Source organism: Azospirillum thiophilum (assembly GCF_001305595.1).
Classification (GTDB): Bacteria; Pseudomonadota; Alphaproteobacteria; order Azospirillales; family Azospirillaceae; genus Azospirillum; species Azospirillum thiophilum.
The window spans coordinates 1,657,508-1,679,702 of record NZ_CP012401.1 but is presented as its reverse complement, the minus strand read 5'-3'; the positions used below and the strand labels follow the sequence as shown (position 1 = coordinate 1,679,702).

25 protein-coding genes are annotated in these 22,195 nt (G+C 68.5%); 20 read left to right on the top strand and 5 right to left on the bottom strand.

What is annotated here, in order from left to right; all coding sequences use genetic code 11:
- The first annotated feature begins 33 nt into the window (after positions 1–33).
- Both AL072_RS07775 and AL072_RS07770 read left to right on the top strand, forming a co-directional pair.
- Positions 34–813: a molecular chaperone TorD family protein gene (locus tag AL072_RS07775; protein ID WP_245636624.1), complete on the top strand. Its 780-nt coding sequence runs from the start codon at positions 34–36 to the stop codon at positions 811–813.
- 191 nt (positions 814–1,004) lie between these two features.
- A complete protein-coding gene (locus AL072_RS07770; RefSeq protein ID WP_245636623.1) occupies positions 1,005–3,164 on the top strand; it encodes a hybrid sensor histidine kinase/response regulator in 2,160 nt (719 codons plus the stop codon).
- 66 nt (positions 3,165–3,230) lie between these two features.
- On the opposite strand, the gene AL072_RS34215 is transcribed toward AL072_RS07770, so the two are convergent.
- Both AL072_RS34215 and AL072_RS07765 read right to left on the bottom strand, forming a co-directional pair.
- Complete coding sequence (locus tag AL072_RS34215) at positions 3,231–3,473, bottom strand: hypothetical protein (RefSeq protein ID WP_144428171.1); 243 nt, start codon at positions 3,471–3,473, stop codon at positions 3,231–3,233.
- A gap of 174 nt (positions 3,474–3,647) precedes the next feature.
- Positions 3,648–3,872, bottom strand: a complete 225-nt coding sequence (locus AL072_RS07765; RefSeq protein WP_042443767.1) for an SMc00767 family acetate metabolism repressor — start codon at positions 3,870–3,872, stop codon at positions 3,648–3,650.
- 459 nt (positions 3,873–4,331) lie between these two features.
- On the opposite strand from AL072_RS07765, the gene AL072_RS07760 reads away from it, so the two are divergent.
- A complete protein-coding gene (locus AL072_RS07760; protein WP_082108829.1) occupies positions 4,332–4,700 on the top strand; it encodes a hypothetical protein in 369 nt (122 codons plus the stop codon).
- A 36-nt stretch (positions 4,701–4,736) separates the two neighbouring features.
- Here AL072_RS07760 and AL072_RS07755 read toward each other — a convergent pair whose 3' ends face one another.
- The 3 genes from AL072_RS07755 to AL072_RS07745 are packed head-to-tail and all read right to left on the bottom strand — an operon-like array spanning position 4,737 to position 7,308.
- A complete protein-coding gene (locus AL072_RS07755; protein WP_045580813.1) occupies positions 4,737–5,669 on the bottom strand; it encodes an ABC transporter ATP-binding protein in 933 nt (310 codons plus the stop codon).
- On the bottom strand, positions 5,666–6,637 hold the full coding sequence (locus AL072_RS07750; protein WP_045580814.1) for an HlyD family secretion protein: 972 nt from the start codon (positions 6,635–6,637) through the stop codon (positions 5,666–5,668). Before AL072_RS07750 ends, AL072_RS07755 begins: the two co-directional genes overlap by 4 nt.
- On the bottom strand, positions 6,634–7,308 hold the full coding sequence (locus AL072_RS07745) for a TetR/AcrR family transcriptional regulator (protein WP_045580815.1): 675 nt from the start codon (positions 7,306–7,308) through the stop codon (positions 6,634–6,636). The genes AL072_RS07750 and AL072_RS07745 overlap by 4 nt, the downstream gene beginning before the upstream one ends.
- A 358-nt stretch (positions 7,309–7,666) precedes the next feature.
- Here AL072_RS07745 and nifA point away from each other — a divergent pair, with 358 nt between their 5' ends.
- The 17 genes from nifA (at position 7,667) to AL072_RS07660 (ending at position 22,063) form a co-directional block, all read left to right on the top strand.
- A complete protein-coding gene (gene nifA, locus AL072_RS07740; protein ID WP_045580816.1) occupies positions 7,667–9,559 on the top strand; it encodes a nif-specific transcriptional activator NifA in 1,893 nt (630 codons plus the stop codon).
- A gap of 117 nt (positions 9,560–9,676) precedes the next feature.
- Positions 9,677–10,576: an adenylate/guanylate cyclase domain-containing protein gene (locus AL072_RS07735; protein ID WP_245636622.1), complete on the top strand. Its 900-nt coding sequence runs from the start codon at positions 9,677–9,679 to the stop codon at positions 10,574–10,576.
- 212 nt (positions 10,577–10,788) lie between these two features.
- Positions 10,789–12,354 carry a nitrogenase cofactor biosynthesis protein NifB gene (gene nifB / locus AL072_RS07730; protein ID WP_425388536.1) on the top strand — a complete coding sequence of 522 codons (1,566 nt, stop codon included), beginning with the start codon at positions 10,789–10,791 and terminating at the stop codon, positions 12,352–12,354.
- A 53-nt stretch (positions 12,355–12,407) separates the two neighbouring features.
- Positions 12,408–12,599 (top strand): 4Fe-4S dicluster domain-containing protein, encoded by a 192-nt coding sequence (locus AL072_RS07725; RefSeq protein ID WP_014248512.1) that lies wholly within the window; start codon positions 12,408–12,410, stop codon positions 12,597–12,599.
- 60 nt (positions 12,600–12,659) lie between these two features.
- Positions 12,660–13,193 carry a hypothetical protein gene (locus tag AL072_RS07720; RefSeq protein WP_045580818.1) on the top strand — a complete coding sequence of 178 codons (534 nt, stop codon included), beginning with the start codon at positions 12,660–12,662 and terminating at the stop codon, positions 13,191–13,193.
- A complete protein-coding gene (locus tag AL072_RS07715) occupies positions 13,190–13,999 on the top strand; it encodes a 4Fe4S-binding leucine-rich repeat protein (RefSeq protein WP_045580819.1) in 810 nt (269 codons plus the stop codon). The genes AL072_RS07720 and AL072_RS07715 overlap by 4 nt, the downstream gene beginning before the upstream one ends.
- Positions 14,000–14,029: 30 nt before the next feature.
- On the top strand, positions 14,030–14,353 hold the full coding sequence (locus AL072_RS07710; protein ID WP_045580820.1) for a nitrogen fixation protein NifZ: 324 nt from the start codon (positions 14,030–14,032) through the stop codon (positions 14,351–14,353).
- Between the two features lie 51 nt (positions 14,354–14,404).
- Positions 14,405–14,713 carry a nitrogen fixation protein NifZ gene (locus AL072_RS07705; protein ID WP_045580821.1) on the top strand — a complete coding sequence of 103 codons (309 nt, stop codon included), beginning with the start codon at positions 14,405–14,407 and terminating at the stop codon, positions 14,711–14,713.
- Positions 14,710–15,861, top strand: coding sequence for a cysteine desulfurase family protein (locus AL072_RS07700; protein WP_045580822.1), 1,152 nt, complete (start codon positions 14,710–14,712; stop codon positions 15,859–15,861). The genes AL072_RS07705 and AL072_RS07700 overlap by 4 nt, the downstream gene beginning before the upstream one ends.
- A gap of 41 nt (positions 15,862–15,902) precedes the next feature.
- Positions 15,903–16,112 carry a putative nitrogen fixation protein NifT gene (nifT, locus tag AL072_RS07695; RefSeq protein ID WP_045580823.1) on the top strand — a complete coding sequence of 70 codons (210 nt, stop codon included), beginning with the start codon at positions 15,903–15,905 and terminating at the stop codon, positions 16,110–16,112.
- Between the two features lie 5 nt (positions 16,113–16,117).
- Entirely contained in the window at positions 16,118–16,402 is a 285-nt protein-coding gene (locus AL072_RS07690) for a hypothetical protein (RefSeq protein ID WP_052709908.1), read from the top strand.
- Positions 16,403–17,629: a DegT/DnrJ/EryC1/StrS family aminotransferase gene (locus AL072_RS07685; RefSeq protein ID WP_200909737.1), complete on the top strand. Its 1,227-nt coding sequence runs from the start codon at positions 16,403–16,405 to the stop codon at positions 17,627–17,629.
- 62 nt (positions 17,630–17,691) lie between these two features.
- The gene (locus AL072_RS07680) at positions 17,692–18,579 is read left to right on the top strand and encodes an SIR2 family NAD-dependent protein deacylase (protein ID WP_045580824.1); all 888 of its coding nucleotides are present in this window, start codon (positions 17,692–17,694) and stop codon (positions 18,577–18,579) included.
- Between the two features lie 100 nt (positions 18,580–18,679).
- Positions 18,680–19,738 (top strand): lipid A deacylase LpxR family protein, encoded by a 1,059-nt coding sequence (locus AL072_RS07675; protein ID WP_144428170.1) that lies wholly within the window; start codon positions 18,680–18,682, stop codon positions 19,736–19,738.
- Between the two features lie 82 nt (positions 19,739–19,820).
- Entirely contained in the window at positions 19,821–20,387 is a 567-nt protein-coding gene (locus tag AL072_RS07670) for a septation protein A (protein ID WP_045580825.1), read from the top strand.
- A gap of 90 nt (positions 20,388–20,477) precedes the next feature.
- Entirely contained in the window at positions 20,478–20,753 is a 276-nt protein-coding gene (locus tag AL072_RS07665) for a twin-arginine translocase TatA/TatE family subunit (protein WP_045580826.1), read from the top strand.
- A 209-nt stretch (positions 20,754–20,962) separates the two neighbouring features.
- A complete protein-coding gene (locus tag AL072_RS07660; RefSeq protein WP_245636621.1) occupies positions 20,963–22,063 on the top strand; it encodes an SPOR domain-containing protein in 1,101 nt (366 codons plus the stop codon).
- Positions 22,064–22,195: the final 132 nt, after the last annotated feature.

The window sequence follows — 22,195 nt, the reverse complement described above, 5'->3', positions numbered from 1 at the left end:
GCCCGGCCCGGCCCGAATGCCGGGAGGAACAGCGTGGAGAGCACGGTTCTCGAGACGGCCGCCTTGCCGCCCTGCCGGGGCGAGCCCTCCATCCCGGATGCCCGCGTCCGTGCGGACGAACCGGCCTTTGCGGATGCGGCGGAGGCGTTGCGCCATCTCGTCCGCTTCCAGGCCGAGGAGCCTACCCCATCCCTGTTGGCTGCCCTGCGCAAGATTCCCGTCAGCCGCGGCCCGCTGGCGCTCGACCGCGACGACGCCATCCAGGCCGCGGCCCTGATCGACGAGGTGGTGAGCGACCTGCCGCAGCGGATCACCCGCCGCAGCCTGGTGCCACTGGCCGCCGATTTCGCCGCCATCCACCGCAGCGGCGACCTGGGCGCCTGTCCGACGGAATCCCCCTGGCTCGACGAAGGGGCGCGGCCCGATGCAGCCGCCTCTCTGCAGTGCTGGCGCGCCGGGTTGGAGTGGGACCTGCGGCGCCCGCCGCTGGACCGGCTGCCCGAGGACCATGTCGCGGCTGAACTGGCGCTGCTGGCCCTCCTGCTCGACCGGGGCCGGCCGGCAGACGCCGTCCGCTTTCTCGATCGCCATCCGTTGCGCTGGGTTCCCGGCTTTTGCAGCCGGATCGCCACCCGGTGCCGCGAGCCGTTCTTCGCCGGCGTCGCCATCCTGACCAATGCGCATCTCGACCATCTGCGCGACCGGCTCGGCGCCGCCTGCGGCCTGCCGCGCGCCAACGACGACGGGTCCGACATCCGCCGCCGCCGATGGACGGAGGGCCGCTTCCCCCGTGCCTGCGCCTGCGATCCGTAACCTCTGCCGAAAAACCACCTCAGTTCGAGGAGCCGCCGGCCGCAGCGGCGCCTGCCGGTCCTGTCGGCAAAATCGCCACTGCCGGAAAGTCGGAGTTGCCCCCGCTTCGATGCTTCGGCCATGGTGACCGGATCGATGCCGGCAGCGCCGGCACGATGCGAGGCCGGCCCGATTCGATTTTCAAGCACTGGATGGCGATGCCCTTTCGCAGCCTCGACAGCCGGACCGACCGCAGGGGCTCCCTGCGGCTGCTGCGCCTTCTGCTCGCGGTATCGGTGGCGCTGCCCCTGGTGCTGTTCGCCGGCATCGGCTGGCGCGAACGGTGGGAGGCGCAGGAGGAGGCCGAGCAGAGTGGACGCAAGAACGCGCTGATCCTGCACGAGCATATGCTGAAGGTGTTCGACACCATGGCGCAGGCGCTGGACCGTGTGGACGAGCGCATTCACGGCCGCGGCTGGCGCGAGATCGCCGAATCGGACACTCTGCACCGCTATCTGCGGACACTTGAAGGCGAACTGGAGCAGATCGGCGCCATCGGGCTGATCGATCCCGACGGAACGATGCGCAATTCCAGCCTGACCTTTCCGGTGGAGTCCACTTATATCGGCGACCGTGCCGATTTCCACGAACAGCGGGAGCGCGACGCCGGGCTGGCCGTCGCCGGCCCGATCGCCGACCCCGTCACCGGCAAACCAAGCTTCGGTATCGGCAGGCGCCGCAGCGGGCCCGGCGGGCCCGACGGCGACTTCGACGGGGTGATCAACGCCACGGTCGATCCCGAGTATTTCTCCAGCTTCTACCGGAAGGTCATTGGCAGCGAAGGCGAATCGATCACGCTGTTCCGTGACGATGGACGGATGCTGATGCGCTACCCGCCGCTCGGCTGGGAGATGCCGGATCCCCTTCCTGCCGACCGCGGCCTGCGCGCAGAAATCCGCAAGCAGCCGGATGAAGGGGTCTTCCGCACCGACAACAGCGGTATCCAGGGGCTGTCGCGGGTGTTCGCCTACAAACGTGTCGGCGATTTCCCGGTCTATGTCGTCTATGGCCTGGACCAGAGGCAGGTGACGCAGGCCTGGTTGCGCAACATGGCGCTGGACGCCGCCTTCGTCGCACCGGCGACGCTGGCATTGGCGCTGATCGCCTGGCTGGCCTATGGCCGCGCCGTGTCGGAGGACAGCGCCGTCCGCCGATGGGCGGAAGAGGTGCGCAACCGCGAGAGGCTCGAGGAGGCGCTGCGCCAAAGCCAGAAGATGGAGGCGCTGGGGCAGTTGACCGGCGGAGTCGCGCACGACTTCAACAATCTGCTGACCGCGGCGCTGGCGAACATGCATCTGCTGGGCCGCCACCTGCCGCCGGAGGGACAGCGCTTCCTGGCCGGCGCCAACACCGCGCTTGAACGGGCGGAGAAGCTGACACGGCAACTGCTGTCCTTCTCGCGGCAGGAGGCGGTGAACCTGTCAGTGGTCGACCTCGGCGACAGCCTGCGGCGGATGGGCGATCTGCTGGAACGGTCCGTCCGCGCCGACATCGCGCTGGACTGGGACATCGCGCCGGTGCCGATGGCGGTCGCCGTCGATCCGGTGCAGTTGGAAATGGCGGTGCTGAATCTGGTGCTGAACGCCCGCGACGCCATGGCCGGCGGCGGGCGTATCCGCATCGCCGCGGCCCTTGGTCCGGAACCGCGGACCGCAAGGATCGCCGTGTCGGATACCGGCGCCGGCATGCCGCCGGAGGTGATGGAGCGCGCCTTCGACCCCTTCTTCACCACCAAGGGCGTGGGCAAGGGCACCGGGCTGGGCCTGTCGATGGTCTACGGCTTCGCCCGCCAGTCGGGCGGCAACGCCACCATCGACAGCCGGCCCGGCGCCGGCACGCGGGTCTGCATCGATCTGCCGCTGACCGAGGCCCGGCCGATCCCGGCAGTCCCCGCCACGGTCGAACCGGTGATGGAACGCCGGCCACTGCGCATCCTGGTGGTGGAGGACAACGCACTGGTCCTGATGGCAACGGTCGAGGGGCTGACCGAGGATGGCTTCATCGTGGAGACCGCCGAGCATGGCGTCGCCGCGCTGGACCTGCTGGAGGCCGACCAGGACTTCGATCTTGTGGTCTCGGACGTGGTCATGCCACACGGCGTATCGGGCATCGACCTCGCCCGGCGCATCCGCGAGCGCTGGCCGGCCCTGCGGGTGCTGCTGGCCTCCGGCTACAGCCCGGAGTCGCTGGCGAGCATGGGGGCCGACACCGCGTCGGTGCTGGCGAAGCCCTTCACACCCGACCAGTTGGCCGCGCGCATCCGCGCCCTGGCCGGCCCGGGCGAGGGTCCGGACAAGACAGGAAGCGCATGAGCAACTCCCCGGCAATCGCGACCCCGGCTTGTGACCGGCCGCCATCGAAGGCAGCCGGCTCCCCGTTCAGGCCAGGGCGCTGATGAACATCGGCGTCCACAAGGCCATGCACCAGACCAGGCCCAGGCACAGGCCGCGCGTCAAATCGTCGAAGGTTGGCGACTCCAGGCGATGCATGCGCCACATCGCGTTCAGTTCGCCCGGCGTCGGCGGCTGGTTTCCGGCCTCCGGCTGGGCAGTTCGGTCGGTCCGGGGATCGCCCCGGTCACGGTATGCGGCTGCGCGCCGATCTGGGTCGGGTGACGGCATGGCTGGGCCTCGCATCGAAAGCGGAATGCCCAGGTAACTTGTTCGCTCCGCGGCTTCCCGCCACCCTGTCTTCCGTCATCTGCGGAATTTTGTCGGCATACGAAAAAAGGCCGCCGCCCGCTGGACGGGCGACGGCCTTTTCCGTACATCACCGACCGGTGCGGCGGATGCCGGTCACTTGCCGGGACGGATCACCGGGGTCAGCTGGTCGCCCCAGTTGCCGGTTTCATTGTGGTAGCGGGCGGTGCGCATCAGCTCGACCGTCACGCCGGCCTCGACCGCCTTGACGACGGCGTCGTTCAGGCGATGCAGGTTGTTGGCGACGATGCGGATGGCGCTTTCCTGTTCCGGCGTCAGCTCCGAACGGTCATCCGGCGGCGCGTCCTTGAATCCCGACATGCGTTGTTCCTTCCCCTGGATTTGGGACCGCCCCGGAACGGGACCGGCTGCGGTCCAGAACTTTGGTCATGATCCTGGCCGGCCCCGAAGGCCGGTGCCCATCATGTACCACATCTTGTGCGCCGCGACAAAGTTCCCGACGCGTCAAGCGCTTGCGACCATTGGCCTCTTGCAACCGCCGAACGGCCTTCCCCCAACCCCCGGCACCCCGTTCACCTTCCCTACGAGGCCGCCTCGAGGTTGGCCGCGCCGGCAAGATCGACGGATTGAAACCTGAACGCGGCCGGATGTGGAGACCATTCACGCGAAACGAGAGACTCTCGGCAGTTTATTTCTTTCATACGAAAGAAATAATCGTTCAGGGTCGTATCTAATATTCCGGATATCTCGACTATTGACGTATATCGATTGCGATGCCCAGAATTCGCCACAAACTGTTTTTCCCAAACGGAGACTATCTTGAAGCACGTCGCTGCGAAGGCCCTTCTTTTTGCGTCCTCGCTGTTTCTGATGCATGGCGCCGCGCTCGCCGGGGACCAGGACTTCACCATCGTCAACAAGACCGGCTATCCGCTGAAGCATATCTACGTATCGGAGGCGAAGAGCGACAGCTGGGACGAAGACATCCTCGGCCGTGACGTCCTGAACGACGGCGAGTATTTCGAAGTATCCTTCGGCAAGGGCGAGAAGACCTGCAAATGGGACATGAAGGTCGCCTATGACGACGGTGAGACCGCCGTCTGGGAGGCCCTCGACCTCTGCAAGATCTCCAAGCTGACCCTGAAGTGGAACAAGAACACCGGTGTGACCTCCGCCATCAAGGAGTGATGCCCGGCAGGTGAGCCCTTCCGCCTTGGCTTCCCGTCAGCGGAAATTGTCGGTGCTGCGGTTCATCAGGTGGATGAAGACGTCTTCCAGCGTCGGGTCCGTCATGGTGATCCGCAGGTCCGGCTGGCCGAGCCAGGGAGCAAGCGCCCGGTCCAGCGCGGCGGCGTCGGTGCCGCTGATATGCAGGCGGCTGCCGAAGACCGCGACCATCTCCACCCCCGGCCGGCCTTCCAGCGCGGCGGCGATGCGGTGCAGGCCGTTGCCGCTGACCAGACGGGTGTGCAGGCCGGACTCGGCGATCACCCGCTCGATCGGTCCATCCACCATCAGCGCGCCGTAGGCGATGTAGGCGATGCGGTGGCAGCGTTCCGCCTCGTCCATGTAATGCGTGCTGACCAGCACGGTCAGCCCCTCCCCGGCCAGCCGGTGGATCTCGTCCCAGAATTCCCGCCGCGCCTTGGGATCGACGCCGGCCGTCGGCTCGTCGAGCAGCAGCAGCTTCGGCTCGTGCAGGATGCAGGCGGCCAGCGCCAGGCGCTGTTTCCATCCGCCGGACAATTCGCCGGCCAGCTGTTTGCGGCGGTTGGCGAGCCCAAGCCGGTCCAGCGCATCCGCCACCCGGCGGCGACGGTCGGACAGGCCGTACATGCGTGCGACGAAGTCAAGATTCTCGGTGATGCTCAGATCGTCCCAGAAGCTGAATTTCTGGGTCATGTAACCGACTTGGCGCTTGATCGCCGCGCTCTGCCGCCGGATGTCCAGGCCGAGGCAGCTTCCCTCTCCCGCATCCGGGGTCAGCAGCCCGCACAGCAGGCGGATCGTCGTGGTCTTGCCCGACCCGTTGGGACCGAGGAAGCCGTAGATCTCCCCCGTCTCGACCCGGATCGACACGTTGTCGACCACGGTCTTGCTGCCGAAGCGCTTGACCAGCCCGCGCACGTCGATCGCCGGGGCGTCCGCGGCGGTCAACGGTCCATCCCCACCGGCTGGAGATCGACCGGCCAGACATCGACCGGCAGGCCGGGGTTCAGCGGCTGGCCGGGCGCGGCCTCCACCCGGAAGACCAGCTTCTCACGGCTGCCTACGCTGTAGATCACCGGCGGCGTGTATTCGGCCTGGGAGGCGATGCGGGTGACCCGCGCCGACAGGCCCGGCGGACAGCCGTCGCAGCGCACCGCCAGCTCCGTCCCCGGCACCAGCCCGGCCATGGCGGTCTCCGCCACGAACAGGACCAGCTTCACCCGCTCCGGCGGCAGCAGCGAGACGACGGGGGAGCCGGCCGGCACCCATTCGCCTGGATTGTAGAGCGTGTCTTCGACCAGCCCCGCGACCGGAGCGGCGGGCGCCAGATCGGCCAGCCGGCGGTCTGCCTGGACCAGCGCCGCTTCCGCCTGGGTCACAACCTCGTCGGCGGCCCGGCGCTGCTCCGGCCGGGCCGCCAGCGCGGCGACGTCCAATTGCGCCTCGGCCTCGGCCAACTGGCCGCGGTCGCGATCATAGGCCGCCAGCGCCTGGTCGAGCTTGTCAGGAGAGCTGACCCTGCGGGCGACCAGTTCACGCTGACGGGCCAGTTCGGCGGAGGAATAGCGCAGCGCCGCCTCGGCACGCGCCTTCTGCGCCGCCAGCACCGCCACCTCCTGCGGCCGCTTGCCGGTGGCGAGGTCCGCCTGCTGCGCCCGTGCCTGGGCCAGCGCCGCGGCCAGACGGTCGCGCTCGGCGCGGGCGGTGGCACGGTCGATGGCGAACAGCGGTGTCCCCGCCGCCACCTGCGCGCCACGGCCGACCGACAGGCTTTCCAAGGTGCCGGCGCTGGGCGCGGCGATGCGCAGATACTCGCCCTCGACATAGCCATGTGCGAGCGGCGGCGGCCCGGCGCCGCCGAAGGGCAGCCCCACGGCCAGGGCCAGCGCCGCCAGCCAGTCCGGAAAGCCGCTCATGGCACACCCTCCCCCGCATCGTCCTGCAGCAGCACCCGGCGCAGGTGGTCGATGTGGGTTTCGACCAGGGCCGGCACATCCAGCGGCGCCGCTCCGTCGAGACCGTCGAAGGTGCCGCGCCATACCGCGCTCATCAGCAGCGGTGCCACGATCAGCCGGACGCCATGGTCGATCTCGACCGGGCGGAATTCCCCCTGCCCGATCCCCCGCCGAAGCAGGCCGGCCAGCACACCGAAGCCTCGGCGGATCACCTCGCGATGGTAAAAGGCGGCGAGCTCGGGAAAATTGCCGGCCTCCGCGATCACCAGCCGCGGAATGGTCGCCGCCCGCGTCGTGGCGATCAGTTGCGCCACCATGCGCAACAGCCGCTCCAGCACCGGGAATGCGGGTCCCTCCCCCGCCGCGGCCAATGCCTCGGCCTGTTCCAGATTGGGCAGGATGGCGGTGCGGACCACCGCCTTGAACAGATCCTCCTTGCTGGGGAAATAGAGGTAGAGCGTGCCCTTGCCGATGCCGGCGCGCGCTGCGATCTCCTCCAGCCTTGCGGCTGCGAAGCCGCGTTCGGCGAAGATGTCGGTCGCCGCGGCAACGATTTCCTGCGGACGGGCATCCTTTCGCCGGCGGCGGTGCGGCTTGATGGCCGGATCGGAAGCGGAATCGAAATCGGGCATTGGGCGGCCCTTTTACTGACTGACCGGTCGGTAATTACCATGAAACCCACCCCGCCTCCAACGGCGAAGGTCATTGTGCAACGCAGCGGAACCTATGCAAAAAGTCTTGCCTTTCCGCGAGCAGTCACAGACACTTTCCACCGGCCGGTAGCGTACGAACAGACAGTGCGGCCACGCTCGACCCGTGAAAATGCCCGAAAACATGCGGGCCCAATAAGGTTGCCGGATCAACGGCAGCCGCGATCTTGGGGGAACGGATCAAGGCGCCGAAGCCGGGAGCCGATCTGCCGCTGCGTCCGGGCCGAGCCGTCCGGACCAAGCGCCGGCCCGGGTCCACAGCCGAGCGAGGGGATCGATCATGCCGAGTGCCGCCCAATCCGCCTCATCCTCCAGCCTTGAGCTGCTGACGATCTACGAGGTCAGCAAGATCCTCGGATCATCGCTGGATCTGGAGCAGACCCTGCGCGAAGTGCTGCGGGCGCTGTCGTACCAGTTGCAGATGCATCGGGGCCGAGTCTATCTCCAGGGCGAGGACGCGGCGCTGCGGCTCGTCGCCGCGCATGGGCTGCCCAAGGGGTCGCCGGCACAGGAGATCGACTACAACCAGGGCGAAGGCATCAGCGGCCGCATCCTGAAGACCGGCATGCCGGCGGTGGTCCCAAATCTGGCCGAAGAGCCGCTGTTCAACAACCGCTCCGGCGGGCGCGACGATTTGGACGAGCAGGTGGCCTCGCTGGTCGGCGTGCCGATCAAGGCCGCTGGGAGCGTCATCGGCGTGCTGACCATCGACCGCATCTCCGACGAAGGGCCGAGCGGCCATTTCGGCGCCGATGTGCGCTTCCTGACCATGGTCGCCAACCTGATCGGCCAGACCGTGCGCCTGCACCGCACCGTTGCGGAAGAGCGCCGCTTCATGATGCGCGAAACCTTCCGTGTCCAGAAGGAGCTGCGGCCGGTGGTGGCGCCGGTCAACGACGTCGTCTGCACCAGCCCCAACATGGTCGACGTGCTGGCCCAGGTGCACCGGGTGGCGCCCTTCAAGTCGACCGTGCTGATCCGCGGCGAGAGCGGCACCGGCAAGGAACTGATCGCCCGCGCCATCCACAACCTGTCGCCGCGCAAGGACGCCCCCTTCATCCGGGTGAACTGCGCCGCCCTTCCGGAATCGCTGCTGGAATCGGAGCTGTTCGGCCACGAGAAGGGATCCTTCACCGGCGCGCAGAAGGACCACAAGGGCCGGTTCGAGCTGGCGTCCGGCGGCACGCTGTTCCTGGACGAGATCGGCGACATCTCCTCCAACTTCCAGGCCAAGTTGCTGCGCGTGCTGCAGGAACAGGAGTTCGAGCGGGTCGGCGGGTCGAAGACGATCAAGACCGACGTCCGCCTGATCTGCGCCACCAACCTGAACCTGGAGGAGGCGGTCGGTCACGGCAAGTTCCGCGCCGATCTGTATTTCCGCATCAACGTGGTGACCATCCATCTGCCGCCGCTGCGCGAGCGGCGCGGCGACATCGCGATGCTGGCCAAGCATTTCGTCGGCAAGTTCGGCCGCGACAACGGGCTGAACCTGGACATCGACCATGACGCGCTGGAGGTGCTGAACCGCTGCACCTGGCCCGGCAACGTGCGCGAGCTGGAGAACTGCATCGAGCGCGCCGCGACACAATGCCGCAACGGCACCATCCGCGTTCCCGACCTGTCCTGCAGCATGAACCTGTGCAACTCGTCGGTCCTGTTCCAATACCGCACGATGGGTGCGGCGGTCGGCGGGCTGGCTCCGTCGATGAGCGGCACCGCGACGACACCCTCCCCGACGCCGGGCAATCCATCCTTCGCCCGGCCGCAGCCGGCAGGATCGAACGGCGCCGCCATGCCTCCGGCGGTGCCCGCCCCTGCCAACGGGGCGCAATGGCCGGCCTGCGCGTCCGGCTGTTCCGCCGGGCCGACGCCGGGTTGCAGCGCGTCCAAGCCGCTGGCGCCGGACGCCATCGCCCCCTTGCCCGCACCACAGCCGACCGCGTCCGCTCCGCCGATTCCCTCCGCCCCTGCGCCGCAGCCGGCGCCGGCCGGCACCGCAGCCGTCGACCTGCCCCTCGACGAGCCGGAGTCGGGCCCCTTGCGCGACCGTCTGGTCTGGGCGATGGAGCGTACCGGCTGGGTCCAGGCCAAGGCCGCCCGCCTGCTGGGCATGACCACCCGCCAGGTCAGTTACGCCCTGCGCAAGTACAATATCGAGATCAAGAGATTCTAGGAGGCAGCCGGCGCTCCACCGCTGGCGACCACTCCCGTCGCACCACGCCCCGAATTCGTGTTACCCTTGCGGGCCTTCGGTTCGATGGCAGTTCCCCCGGTCGAACGGATCCCCGTCTTGCCCTCGCTTGAGAAGCCACTCGCCCTGATGTTCGTCGACATCGCGGACAGCACGATGTTGTACGAGCGCATCGGCAACGCCGCCGCCGCCGCGCAGACGCAGCAGGTGCTGGCGCATCTCCGGCATCTGGTGGAGGACAACCGCGGCGGCGTGATCAAGAGCCTGGGCGACGGCTTGCTGGCCGCTTTCCCGGTCTGCGACGACAGTGTTCGCGCCGCCTGCGCGATGATCGACACCCAGGACCGGCACGGGCTGCGGCTGCGCGTCGGCATCCATTACGGCACGGTGATCGAGGGGGTGGTGGGCGACCTCTATGGCGACGCCTGCAACGTGGCGGCACGGGTGCAGCAGATCGCGCGGGCCGGCGAAATCCTGGCGACCCAGGCGCTGGTCTCCGGCCTGTCGCCCGACCTGCGCAACCGGACCAAGCCGCTGAGCAATGTCGCGATGAAGGGCAAGGCGGCACCGATCCGTGTCCACCAGATCCGCACCGACGACGATACCGAAGACGCCGTCGAGAGCACCACGCTGGGCTTTTCGATGGCGACGGATGCCGGCGATGCCATGGTGACGCTGCATCTGTCCTACCGCGGGCAGGAGATCGCGATGAGCCGGGCGCTTCCCCGCGTCACCATCGGGCGGGAGGACAGCAGCGGCCTGCGCATCGCCTCGCGCCAGACCTCGCGCCAGCATGCGGTGATCGACTTCACCCGCGAGAGCTTCCTGCTGACCGACCATTCCACCAACGGCACCTTCATCCGCAGCGGCGGGTCGCCGCCGGTGGTTCTGCGGCGCGATTCGACCAAACTGGTCGGCAGCGGCCTGATCGGCTTCGGGGCGGAGGCGCAGGACGAAAGCCAGGACCATGTCATCGCCTTCCGCGGTGAGCTGGCCTGACGGGATCCGGCCCCAGCGATCTTGTCGACTCCCCGACAGCCGTCCCGACAATGCTCGCAGCCGCTCCCGCCATTGTCGCAATGACGACAGCGTCCGGACGGCTGACAATCCACAGCAAGCCTTTGAAATGGCTGAGTTCCTCAGACTGGCCCCGAATTTGCTCTTCCTTCCTTCGTCCAACGGTGTCGTCCGGCACGGCAGGGAAGGAGTGGATGATGAGCAACGTGGTTTCGCTCGACAGCATCTTCGGTCTGGGGCAGTTGGCCCCGCCCGAGACGATGCCGACCGCGCCCGAGGGGGCGTCCGGCTGTTCGTCGTCGTCCTGCGGATCGTCCGACGGTCCGGCCGACATGGATCCGGCAGTGTGGGAGAAGGTGAAGAACCACCCCTGCTATTCCGAAGAGGCGCACCATTACTTCGCCCGCATGCATGTCGCGGTCGCCCCGGCCTGCAACATCCAGTGCAACTACTGCAACCGGAAATATGATTGCTCGAACGAGAGCCGGCCGGGCGTGGTTTCCGAGAAGCTGACCCCCGATCAGGCGCTGAAGAAGATCCTCGCGGTCGCCCAGGAAATTCCGCAGCTGTCGGTCATCGGCATCGCCGGTCCGGGCGACAGCCTGGCCGCCGCCGGGAAGAACACCTTCGCCACCTTCGAGATGCTGCAGAAGAAAGCGCCGGACCTGAAGCTGTGCCTGTCCACCAACGGGCTGGCCCTGCCCGAACAGGTGGACACCATCGCCCAGTACAACATCGACCACGTCACCATCACCATCAACATGGTCGATCCCGAGGTCGGGGCGCAGATCTATCCCTGGATCTTCTACAAGCACAAGCGCTGGACCGGGCTGGACGCCGCCAAGATCCTGCATGAACAGCAGATGCTGGGTCTGGAGATGCTGACCTCGCGCGGCATCCTGGTGAAGGTGAATTCCGTCATGATCCCCGGGGTCAACGACGAACACCTGCTGGAAGTGAACAAGGCGGTCAAGTCGCGCGGCGCCTTCCTGCACAACATCATGCCGCTGATTTCCGACCCGGCGCACGGCACGTATTTCGGCCTGAACGGCCAGCGCGGCCCGACGGCGCAGGAACTGAAGGTGGTGCAGGACGCCTGCGAGGGCGGGGCCAAGCTGATGCGCCATTGCCGCCAGTGCCGTGCCGACGCCGTCGGCCTGCTCGGCGAGGACCGTGGCGACGAATTCACCGCCGACAAGATCGAGGCGATGGGCATCGCCGACTATGACGACGAGGCCCGCCGCACCTACCGCGAGCATGTCGAGGCCGAGCGTGCCGGCCGCAACGCCTCCAAGGCCGCGGCCCAGGCCGACGTCCAGGAGAGCATCGGCTTCGCGGTCGATCCGATCCTGATCGCCGTCGCCACCAAGGGCGGCGAGCGCATCAACGAACATTTCGGCCACGCCAAGGAATTCCAGATCTACGAGGTCGGCCCGAACGGCGCCAAGTTCGTCGGCCATCGCCGCGTCGACCAGTATTGCGAAGGCGGATCGGGCGACGTCGACACGTTGGACGGCGTGCTGGCGGCTATCAACGATTGCACCGCGGTGTTCGTCGCCAAGATCGGCGGCTGCCCGTCCAAGTCGCTGGCCGATGCCGGGATCGAGCCGGTCGACCGCTTCGCCTTCGACTACATCGAGGAATCGGCGCTGGCCTACTTCAAGGACTATGCCGAGCGCCTCGGCCAGGGCGTCGTCCAGTCGCGCGCCGGCCAGGATGCGGTGATCCGTACCGGCGCGCTGACCGCAAGGCGCGCCTGACCCTTCCCCAACCACAGCCATCCCCAACCGTCATTTCATCGAAGGAGAGAGCCATGGCCTACAAGATCAAGTCCGCCGAATGCACCGTCTGCGGCGCCTGCGAGGCCGAGTGCCCGAACATCGCCATCAGCCTGAAGAAGGGCACCTACGTCATCGACCCGGCCAAATGCACCGAGTGCCAGGGCCAGTTCGACAGCCCGCAATGCGCAGCCGTCTGCCCGGCCGACTGCTGCGTCCCGGCGTGACGACCCGATTTTCCCTCTCCCACCCCTGGATGGGAGAGGGAAAGACCATGGAGCGCCGCCATGCTGGACGAGGTGGATGAGGACTGGCTGGCCCGCCGCTACTACGGCGGGGATCTTCCGCCCGAGGCGGAGCGCTGCCTGCATCTGGCCGCGGCCAGCTATGCCGACGGCGAGGCGGCGCTCGCCCATCTCGCCCGCGCGGCCGAGGCCGCACCCGGCCACCGGCTGGTCGATCTCGGCCATTACAAGTTCCACTTCTACAAGGCCAACCTGGACCAGGCGCTGGTCTATGGCGAGCGCATGATCGGCCACGCCATGGCCGCGCTGGGCATCAATCACGCCGATTGGCGCGCCGTGACCCCGGCCGCCGCCGATTTCCGCGGGCTGGAGCCGCCGCCCCGCCTGTTCCTGTTCGCCCTGGTCGCCATCGGCTATCTGCTGCTGCGCACCGGACGGCTGGATGCCGGGCGCAAGGCGCTGGGCAAGGTCTGCGAGTTGGACCCCGACGACCGCTTCGGCGCCGCCCGCCTGATCGCCGTCGCCGACCGGCACGAGCAGGAACGCGCGCTCGATCCCGAGGAGGCCGGCGCATGAGCGACGACATCCTCGAAACGCTGGACTGGCGCGGCGAACCGGTCGATTGCACCGCCTGCGCCCACCGCGACCGCCGCCTGGACGACGGCACCATCCCGGCTCCCGGCGCCAAGCTGCCGGGCCGTTGCCTGCTGACGAAGGCCTGCGTCCACGACCGCTATGCCAAGCGGATCCAGCGCTTCTTCGAATGGAACCCCGACCTGTCGGCGGACCATCTCGACCATCCCTATTTCGAGGTGCGGGCCAATGCCGCGCGCTTCGCCCCGATCTTCCAAATCCCCCGGCTGATGAACGACCCGGACGAGACGGTCCGCTCGGTCCTGGCCCGCCGGCTGCCGCGCCGGCTGCTGCTGAAGCTGCGCGACGATCCCGACCGCGAAGTGCGGATCGCCGTCGCCTCCCGGCTGGAGGATGCCGACCTCGCCCCGCTGATGCGCGACGCCGACTGTTCGGTCCGCCTGCGCGTCGTTCGCCGCATTCCAGACGGCATGCTGCCGGCGATGATGCATGACGAGGATCCGGAGGTGCGGGTCGAGGTCGCCCGCCGGCTCGCCATGGACTGGCTGCCCAGCCTGGCCTGGGACGACAGCCCGCGGGTCCGGCTGGTGGTGGCGCAGCGGCTGCCGCCGTCCAAGCTGCATGTGCTGGTGCCCGACCCCGACTGGATGGTCCGCCTCGCCGTCGCCGGGCGCATCGACACCGCCCAACTCGGCCCGCTGGCCGATGATCCCGAGGAGGAGGTTCGCGCCATCGCCCGCCAGCGTGCCGCCGGCCTCGCCATCGCCAACGACCTTCCGCCCCTCTAGCGGCCACCCAAGAGACGGAGCGCCAGCGCCATGACCACCGAAACAGCCGCCCCTTACCGCCGCGAGCGGGCCCGCAGCGCCGAGGACGCCAACGAACTGGTCGGCCCGCCGGTACTGGAACAGGGGTTCAAGGTGCGGGCGCTGCGCGACGTGCGCAACGACGGCACCTATCCGGGCCGGCCGGTCGGCGATTTCCTGATCCGCGAGGGCGATGTCGGCTACGTCATCTCCGTCGGCACCTACCTGCAGATGTATTACATCTACGCCGTCGATTTTTACGAAAAGCGGGTCGTCGTCGGCATGCGGGCGCGCGAGCTGGAGGTGGTCGACGCCCGTTGCAACGACCCGCAGTGAACGCACCGCCTCATTCCCACCCCCGGTCCCCACGCTGAAGGAGCCTCCGCGATGTCCGACGTCGAAACCGTCCAGAAGCCCGGTTTCATCCCGCCGCGGGAACCGCTGTACGACTGGGGCCTGCGGGTCACGGTACAGGAGGACCTGTTCAACGACGGCAGCCATCCGCAGGTGCCGGACGGCGCGCTGCTGGCGCCCAAGGGCACGCCCGGCACCATCGTCCGCGTCGGCCGCACCGAGGAGGGCAGCCTGCCGGTCTATCTGGTCGAATTCCCCGGCGGCACCGTCGTCGGCTGCCTGGAGGAGGAGATCGCCCCGGCGGACGGGTCGCGCCGCGGCGTGCCGGGGGTGATGGAATGACGGTCTATCTCGACAACAACGCCACCACCGCACTGGCGCCCGAGGTGCGCGAGGCGATGCTGCCGCACCTGTTCGGCGAGTTCGCCAACCCGTCCAGCCCCCACTCCCCCGGCATGGCCGCCCGCCGCGTGGTGAGCGAGGCGAAGGCGCAAGTGGCGGCGCTGATCGGCGCCAGGCCCGCCGACATGGTGATGACCGGCAGCGCCACCGAGGCGACACATGCGGCCATCCTGGGCGCGCTTCGCGTCATCGAGGAGACCGACCACCGCCGCGACCACATCGTGACCACCGCGGTGGAGCATCCGGCGACGCTGGCCCTGTTCGACGACCTGCGCCAACGCGGCTGGCGGACCACCATCCTGCCGGTGAACCGTGACGGCGTGCCCTCGCTGGTCGATCTGGCCGCCGTGGTGACGGAGGCGACGGCGCTGGTCTCCATGATGTGGGCCAACAACGAGACCGGGGTGCTGATGCCGGTCGAAGGCGCGTCGGCCATCGCCCATGCCCATGGCGCGCTGTTCCACACCGACGCGGTGCAGGCGGCCGGCCGGTTGCGGGTCGATTGCGGCATCGCCGACTACCTGACGCTGTCCGCCCACAAGATGCACGGGCCGAAGGGCGTCGGTGCGCTCTATGTCCGCAAGGGCGCCCCCTTCCATGCGCTGATCCACGGCCATCAGGAACGCCGCCGCCGCGGCGGGACGGAGAATGTGCCGGGCATCGTCGGCTTCGGCGCCGCCGCCTCGCTGGCCGCCCTGTGGCTGGACGAGGGCGACCTGACCGCCTTCCTGCGCGACCGGCTGGAACAGGGCATCCTCGCCCGCTGGCCTGGCGCGGCGGTCAACGGTGCCGGCGCGGCGCGGCTGCCCAACACCAGCAGCATCCGCTTCACCGACGGCCATGGCCGCCCGGTCGATGCCGAGGAGTTGCTGATGCGGCTCGACCGGGCCGGCATCGCGGTATCGATGGGCGCCGCCTGCTCCTCCGGCGGAAACGAGCCGAGCCATGTGCTGACCGCCATGGGGCTGAGCGGGGCGGAGGCGGCGGCGAGCCTGCGCTTCTCGCTCGGCCGCTACACCACCGCCGCCGAGATCGACGCCGTGCTGTCGGAAATGCCGGCGCTGCATGCGCGGCTGGTGGCTGCTTGACACAAAAAATACAATCAGAACAACAGGCTGGAGTGTCGGTTATGAAGGTGATGATCCGCAAGGTGGCCGAGCAGTACACGATCTACGTCGCCAAGAAGGATCTGGAGGAACCCATCGTCGAGATGGAAAAGCCGGAACTGTGGGGCGGCTGGGTCAAGGTCGCCAACGGCTGGACGCTCGACCTGCCGGAGTTGCCGGCGGACACCCGCCTGCCCATCACCGTCGAAGCCAAGAAACGCGGCACGGAGTGACACCGATGGCCCTATCGTCCGAACGCATCGACAGCATCGCCACGCTGGCCGGCCGGCTGTTCGCCGACGGCCTCAACCTCGACGGCGTGGTCCGCGGCGTCCGCGAGGCGAACCCGGATCTGAAGACCGTCACCGGCGCCATGGCCGCGGTGATGGCGGAAGACCCCTTCCGGGAAGGAGCGGGCTTCGACCTGCATCTGGTGGACGGCAACAACCATTGCTGGCTCATCACCGACAAGCCGGATCTGGCGACCGGCATCGTGATCGCCCAACGGGACGAGGACGAGTGAATGAGCAGCGCCGCCGCCACGATCGAACCGGACGCCTTGTTGGACGCCTCATCGGATGATGATGCGCTCGACGACTACATCCCGCTGACCGACCCCGACATCTCAGGCGCCGAGGTCGAGATCCTGGGCCGCGTGCTGTCGTCGGGGGGCCTGAGCGACGGCCGGATGGTGCGGGCATTCGAGAGCGCCTTCGCCGCCTATGTCGGGCGTGCCCACGCGGTGGCGGTGTCCAGCGGCACCGCCGCCACGCTGCTGATGCTGAAGGGGTACGGCATCGGCGAGGGGGACGAGGTGCTGTGCAGCCCCTTCGGCTGGCATCAGGTCCAGCATGCGGTCGCGCTGGCCGGCGCCATCCCGGTGCTGGTCGACATCGATTACTGGCAGCACACGATCAATCCGGAAAAGGCGGCGTCGCTGGTATCGGCGAAGACCAAGGCGATCCTGGCCGGCAACGTCAACGGCCACCCCGCCCATTGGGACGAGCTGCGCGCGCTGGTCGACGCCAAAGGGCTGATCCTGCTGGAGGATTCGAGCGAAGCGATCGGCTCGGTCTACAAGGGGCGGATGGTCGGGACGTTCGGCGACGCCGCGGTCTTCGACTTTTCCGAGCCGGGCGTGCTGCTGGCCGGCGAAGGCGGCATGATCGTCACCGACGACGGCGACCTCGCCCACCGGCTGCGCTACATGCGCCGGCGCGAGACGGAGCACCGCAACACCGTCGTCATCACCCGGACCCTGCCCTGGCAGGCCGGGATGAGCGACCTGAACGCCGCGCTGGCGCTGGTGCAGTTGAAGCGGCTGCCGGAAATCCTGACCCGCCGCAATCTGGTCATCGCCTATTACGACACGGCAATGGCGAGTTTCGAGGGGATCAAGCCGCCCTACCGCGGTCCGGGGGCGGAGGTGGTCAACCCGATGGTCTATTGCGTCCATCTCGGCACCCGCTTCACCGCGTCGGGACGCCGGTCGATCATCGAGGATCTGGACACCCACGACGTCGACGCCAGCGACTACGGCCAGCCGCTGCACACCCAGCAATATTACATCGAGCGGTTGGGCAACCAGGGCGCCGGCCGCCATGCCTGCCCGGTCTGCACCAAGACGGCCGACCGCGTGCTGGCCCTGCCGCTGCACCGCAAGATCACCAGGGACCAGGTCGCCTTCATCGTCGAGACGCTGAAGGACTCCAGCGTCAACACCGGGGCCGGCGCCGCCATCTACCTTTAAAACCAGGGCTTTGAATCCGGATTTCGGTCCAGGGCTCCGAAGACATCAGGGAAGGGTTTTCCATGACCGACACCACCATCGCAACCGACCCCGACTCCGTCACGGTCCCCGACGCCGCGGCGGCGCTGGCCGACATCGCGGCGGCGCTGGCCGCACAGCAGGTGGTGCCCTATCTCGGCCCGGGCGCCTTCTCCCTGCTGCCGCCGGACCAATGCCCGATCCCGCGCAACTCGGCGGAGCTGGTGCAACGGCTGAACGCCAAGGTCGCCGCCCCCGGCCGCATCCGCAGCAACCTGACCGCGGTCGCCCAGTTCATCGAAACCCGCAAACACCGCAAGACGCTGGAAATCATCCTCAACGAGATCTTCCGCCAGACGGTGCCGGCCACCGCCGTCCACAACCTGCTGGCCGCGATCCCGGCCCCGCCGCTGGTGGTCGACGTGTGGTACGACAATGTGCTGGACACGCTGCTGAGCGCGGCCACTGAGCGGACCTGGGGCCAGATCCAGGGCGTGTCCCATCCGCAATCGACCGGCGAATGGGTGCGCTACTACGCTCCCGACGGGTCGGAGACAACGGCCGAGGCGGCGGCGGGCTGGCAGACGGTGCTCTACAAGCCGTCGGGCGCGGTGACGCCGGCCGGCAACTACCTGATCTCCGACAGCGACTATGTCGAGATCCTGACGGAGATCGACATCCAGACCCCGATTCCCGCCATCGTCCAGGATCGCCGCGCCGGCCGCCATTTCCTGTTCCTGGGCTGCCGCTTCGACCATGAGATCCAGCGCACCTTCGCCCGCCAGATCGCCAAGCGCTCCTCCGACAGCCATTGGGCGGTGATCCCCGGCGAGCTGTCGAAGAACGAGGCCCGCTTCCTGGAGCTGCACGGCATCAGGCGCATCGACATGACATTGGACGAGGCGGCGGCGGTGCTGCAGGCGGCGGTGTGAGGCCACCGCCGCCGGCCACTACCTCCAAAGAAGTCGCATTCCGGCGCAACATGCTCCCCATCTGCCCCGTTATCCTGCGGAACGGATGGAGCGTGCCTGAATGGTGATGAACAGCGGCCGGGTGCCGGCAATGTTGGCCGTGGTCCTGCCGGCAATGGCCCTGCTGGCGGCGGTGCCGGAAGCGGGAGCACAGGAAGCGGCCCCGCCGTCCGGCGATGCGCCCGCCGCCTCCGGCCCGGCGATCGGTTTCTGGATCGACAACGACCTGTTCGGCGGCGGCACCGACCGCTATTACTCGAACGGTTTCCAGTTCTATTATTTCTCCGGCGCGCGCCCGACCTACGGCAGCATCGACTGGCTGGCCGATCTGGTGCCGTGGATCGAGCCGGGCGGGATGCGCCGCTACGGCTTCGCCTTCGGCCAGAACATCTACACGCCGAGCAGCCTGTCGGCGCGCAACCCCGATCCGACCGACCGGCCCTATGCCGGCTGGCTCTATGGCCGGGTGTCGGTGCTGAACGAGGCGCCGACGGCGGTGGACCGCATCGACCTCGATCTCGGCATCGTCGGTCCGTCCTCGCTGGCGGAGCAGACGCAGAAGGCGGTCCACAGGATCGTCGACGGTGCAACATACCCCGAGGGCTGGAACTACCAGCTGCGCGACGAGCCGGGCGTGGTGCTGAGCTACGAACATGTCTGGCGCAACGAGAAGCCGAACACGCTCGGGGCGCTGGAATGGGACGTCAGTCCCCATGTCGCCGGCAGCCTTGGCAATGTGCTGACCTTCGCCGGTGCGGGCGCCACCGTCCGGCTGGGCGGCAACATGCCGCCGCCGGTAGGGGCTCTGGTGAGCCGCCCGACCGCCAGCATCCCCTATCAGGACACGCCCTATTCGGAACGGCCGGGCCGCTTCTCCTGGTATCTCTACGCCAGCGCCGAGGGCCGGGCGGTGGCGCGCAACATCTTCCTGGACGGCAACAGCTTTCGCGACAGCCGGTCGGTCGACAAGCACCCCCTGGTCGGCAGCATGCAGGCCGGCCTGACCCTGCGCTATGGGCGCTACGGCCTGACCTATGCCCAGACGCTGCAGACGCCGGAGTTCCGCGGGCAGAAGTCGCTGACCAATTACGGCTCGCTGCGGCTGTCGGCGCAGTTCTGAGAGCCGGCATCACCCATCCGAATGTCCCGCACGCCAACATTCGCCCCTTTCACGGGGAGCCGGTTCGGGCTATGTCAGGGGAATGAACCAGTTCGCACGACTGGCGATCGAGGCCGGCCCGCTCGCCGCCTTCTTCGTCGCCAACTCCCAGGCCGGCATCATGACCGGCACCGCGGTCTTCATGGTCGCCATCACCATCGCAGTCGCGGTGTCCTGGCGGCTGGAGCGGCGGATTCCGATCATGCCGGTGGTCGGTGCCGGTTTCGTGCTGCTGTTCGGCGGCCTGACGCTGTGGCTGCAGGACGACCTGTTCATCAAGATCAAGCCGACGCTGGTCAACCTGCTGTTCGCCGCCGTGCTGTTCGTCGCGCATGCGATGCGCCGCAACGTGATGAAGCGCCTGCTCGGCACGGTGCTGAACCTGTCGGACGAGGGATGGCGGACGCTCAGCATCCGCTGGGCCTGGTTCTTCCTGGTGCTGGCGGTGCTGAACGAGGCGGTGTGGCGGAACTTTCCCACCGACATATGGGTCAACTTCAAGGTGTTCGGCATCATGCCGCTGACCCTGCTGTTCAGTGCGTTCCAGGCGCCGCTGATCATGCGTCACCAAGTGCCGGAGGAACCGGCGGAAAGCGGCCCGACCGCCTGACCGCCTCTTGTGCGGCGCGGAGGAGGCACTCACATTGGGGGGACGATCGCGACGTCGTCCGCTCCGACCGAATTGCAGAGGTATTGATCGATGGGCAGTTTCAGCATCTGGCACTGGTTGATCGTTCTGGTCATCGTGCTTCTCCTGTTCGGCGCCGGCAAGCTGCCCAACGTGATGGGCGACATCGCCAAGGGCGTGAAGGCCTTCAAGTCCGGCCTGAAGGACGAGGAGGACGAGAAGACCGCGGCCACGAACGCCACCACCCAGGTGCCGCCCGCCGCGATCAATCCGGCCGCCCAGCCGACCGCGTCCACCGCGCCCCAGCCCCAGCCGCCGGCCGACCCGGCCAAGCCGCAGCAGGGCTGATCCGGCGGGGATGAACACCCCCGGCGGGAAGTCCCTTCTTTCGTATCGCCCGACCGCCGGGCGCGACCGCTTGGCGGTTTGATGGGGCGGCAAAATACGATAAGGAGAAGGGGCTTTCCGCCGCCGGTCCGTGTCCCACGGCCCCGTCCGCCGGAAGGCCCCTTGTCGTTTCCAGCCGGCCCGCCGTGACGGGCAAGCGCAGGTCCCCCGTGACGCTCAAGCCCCCGCCCCGTCAGGCCCCCACCCTGACGACACCGACTTTCAAGGACGAGATGAAGGCCAACGGCAAACCTTCCGAGGCTCCCCCGCCGGAGAACGAGGACATCGCCAAGCTGCTTCGCGCCTTGAACGAGGACCTGCGGGCCGATCCGCAGGCCGACGACATCGAGGACGAGGAGGAGGAGCCGGCCGGCCGCAGCCTGCCGGTGGGCAAGATCGCGCTGGCCCTGCTGGCTGCCGGCGGCATCGCCGTCGCCGTGGTCGTCCTCGGTTCTGGCAGCGACGTGCCGGAGACGACGGCCGACTCCTCGGCACCGATGGTGCCTGCCCCCGCCATCACCCGCGCGCCTTCAAATGCACCGTCGAATGCGGCCCCGGCCAATGGCGCGGCATCCAATGGCGGCGCACCGGAGGCGATGATCGGCCGGCCGGCGGGCCAGACCGCAGCACCGCATTCGGCGCCTCCCTCTGCACCGCCGCCCGCGGCATCCGCCGCGCCGCCGCCGCCGGTTGCCGCCCTGCCGGCCAACCCGCCGCCGGTGCTGAAGGTGCCGGAACCTCCGTCGGTTCCGGCCACGGCACCCGCCGCAGCCCCGAAGCCGCGCGCCGCCGCCCCGGCCGACACGCCCCCGCCGAAACCGGAAGCAGCCAAGCCTGAACCGGCGCCCGCCCAGCCCGCCCAAAAGGATCCGGCAAGGGAAACGGCGGCAGGCGAGTCGGCCGACACCGGCTCCCTCCAGGCGATGCTGGCACCGCCGAAGGAGGCCAAGCGCCCGCCAGCCGCCACCGCAACGCCGGCCGCACCCGCCGCGCCGCCGGCAGCCAAGGCCTCGGCCACCGCAACTCCGCCGGCCGGGCGCTACACCGTTCAGGTCGGCACCTTCCAGATGACGGCCAACGCCGATTCGCTGGCGCATCGGCTGCAGGGCAGCGGGTTCCAGGCCTATACGGTGGACTGGACCGACGGGTCCAACCGGTCCTGGCGCGCGGTTCGCGTCGGCGGCTTCGCCGATCCGGCCGCGGCCAAGCGCGAGGCGGAACAGTTGAAGTCTAAGATGGGGCTCAACCCGGTCGTCGTGACCGCCCGCTGATCCGCGGCGGAGCCGGGCGCGGCATCGGTTCCGCGCCTGCGACACCGTGTCCTCCAACCGAAAGCCCGGCGGCGACATTTGGTCGCAGCCGGGCTTTTTCTTTGGGCTCCCACCCCCGTTCTTTGGTCGGGG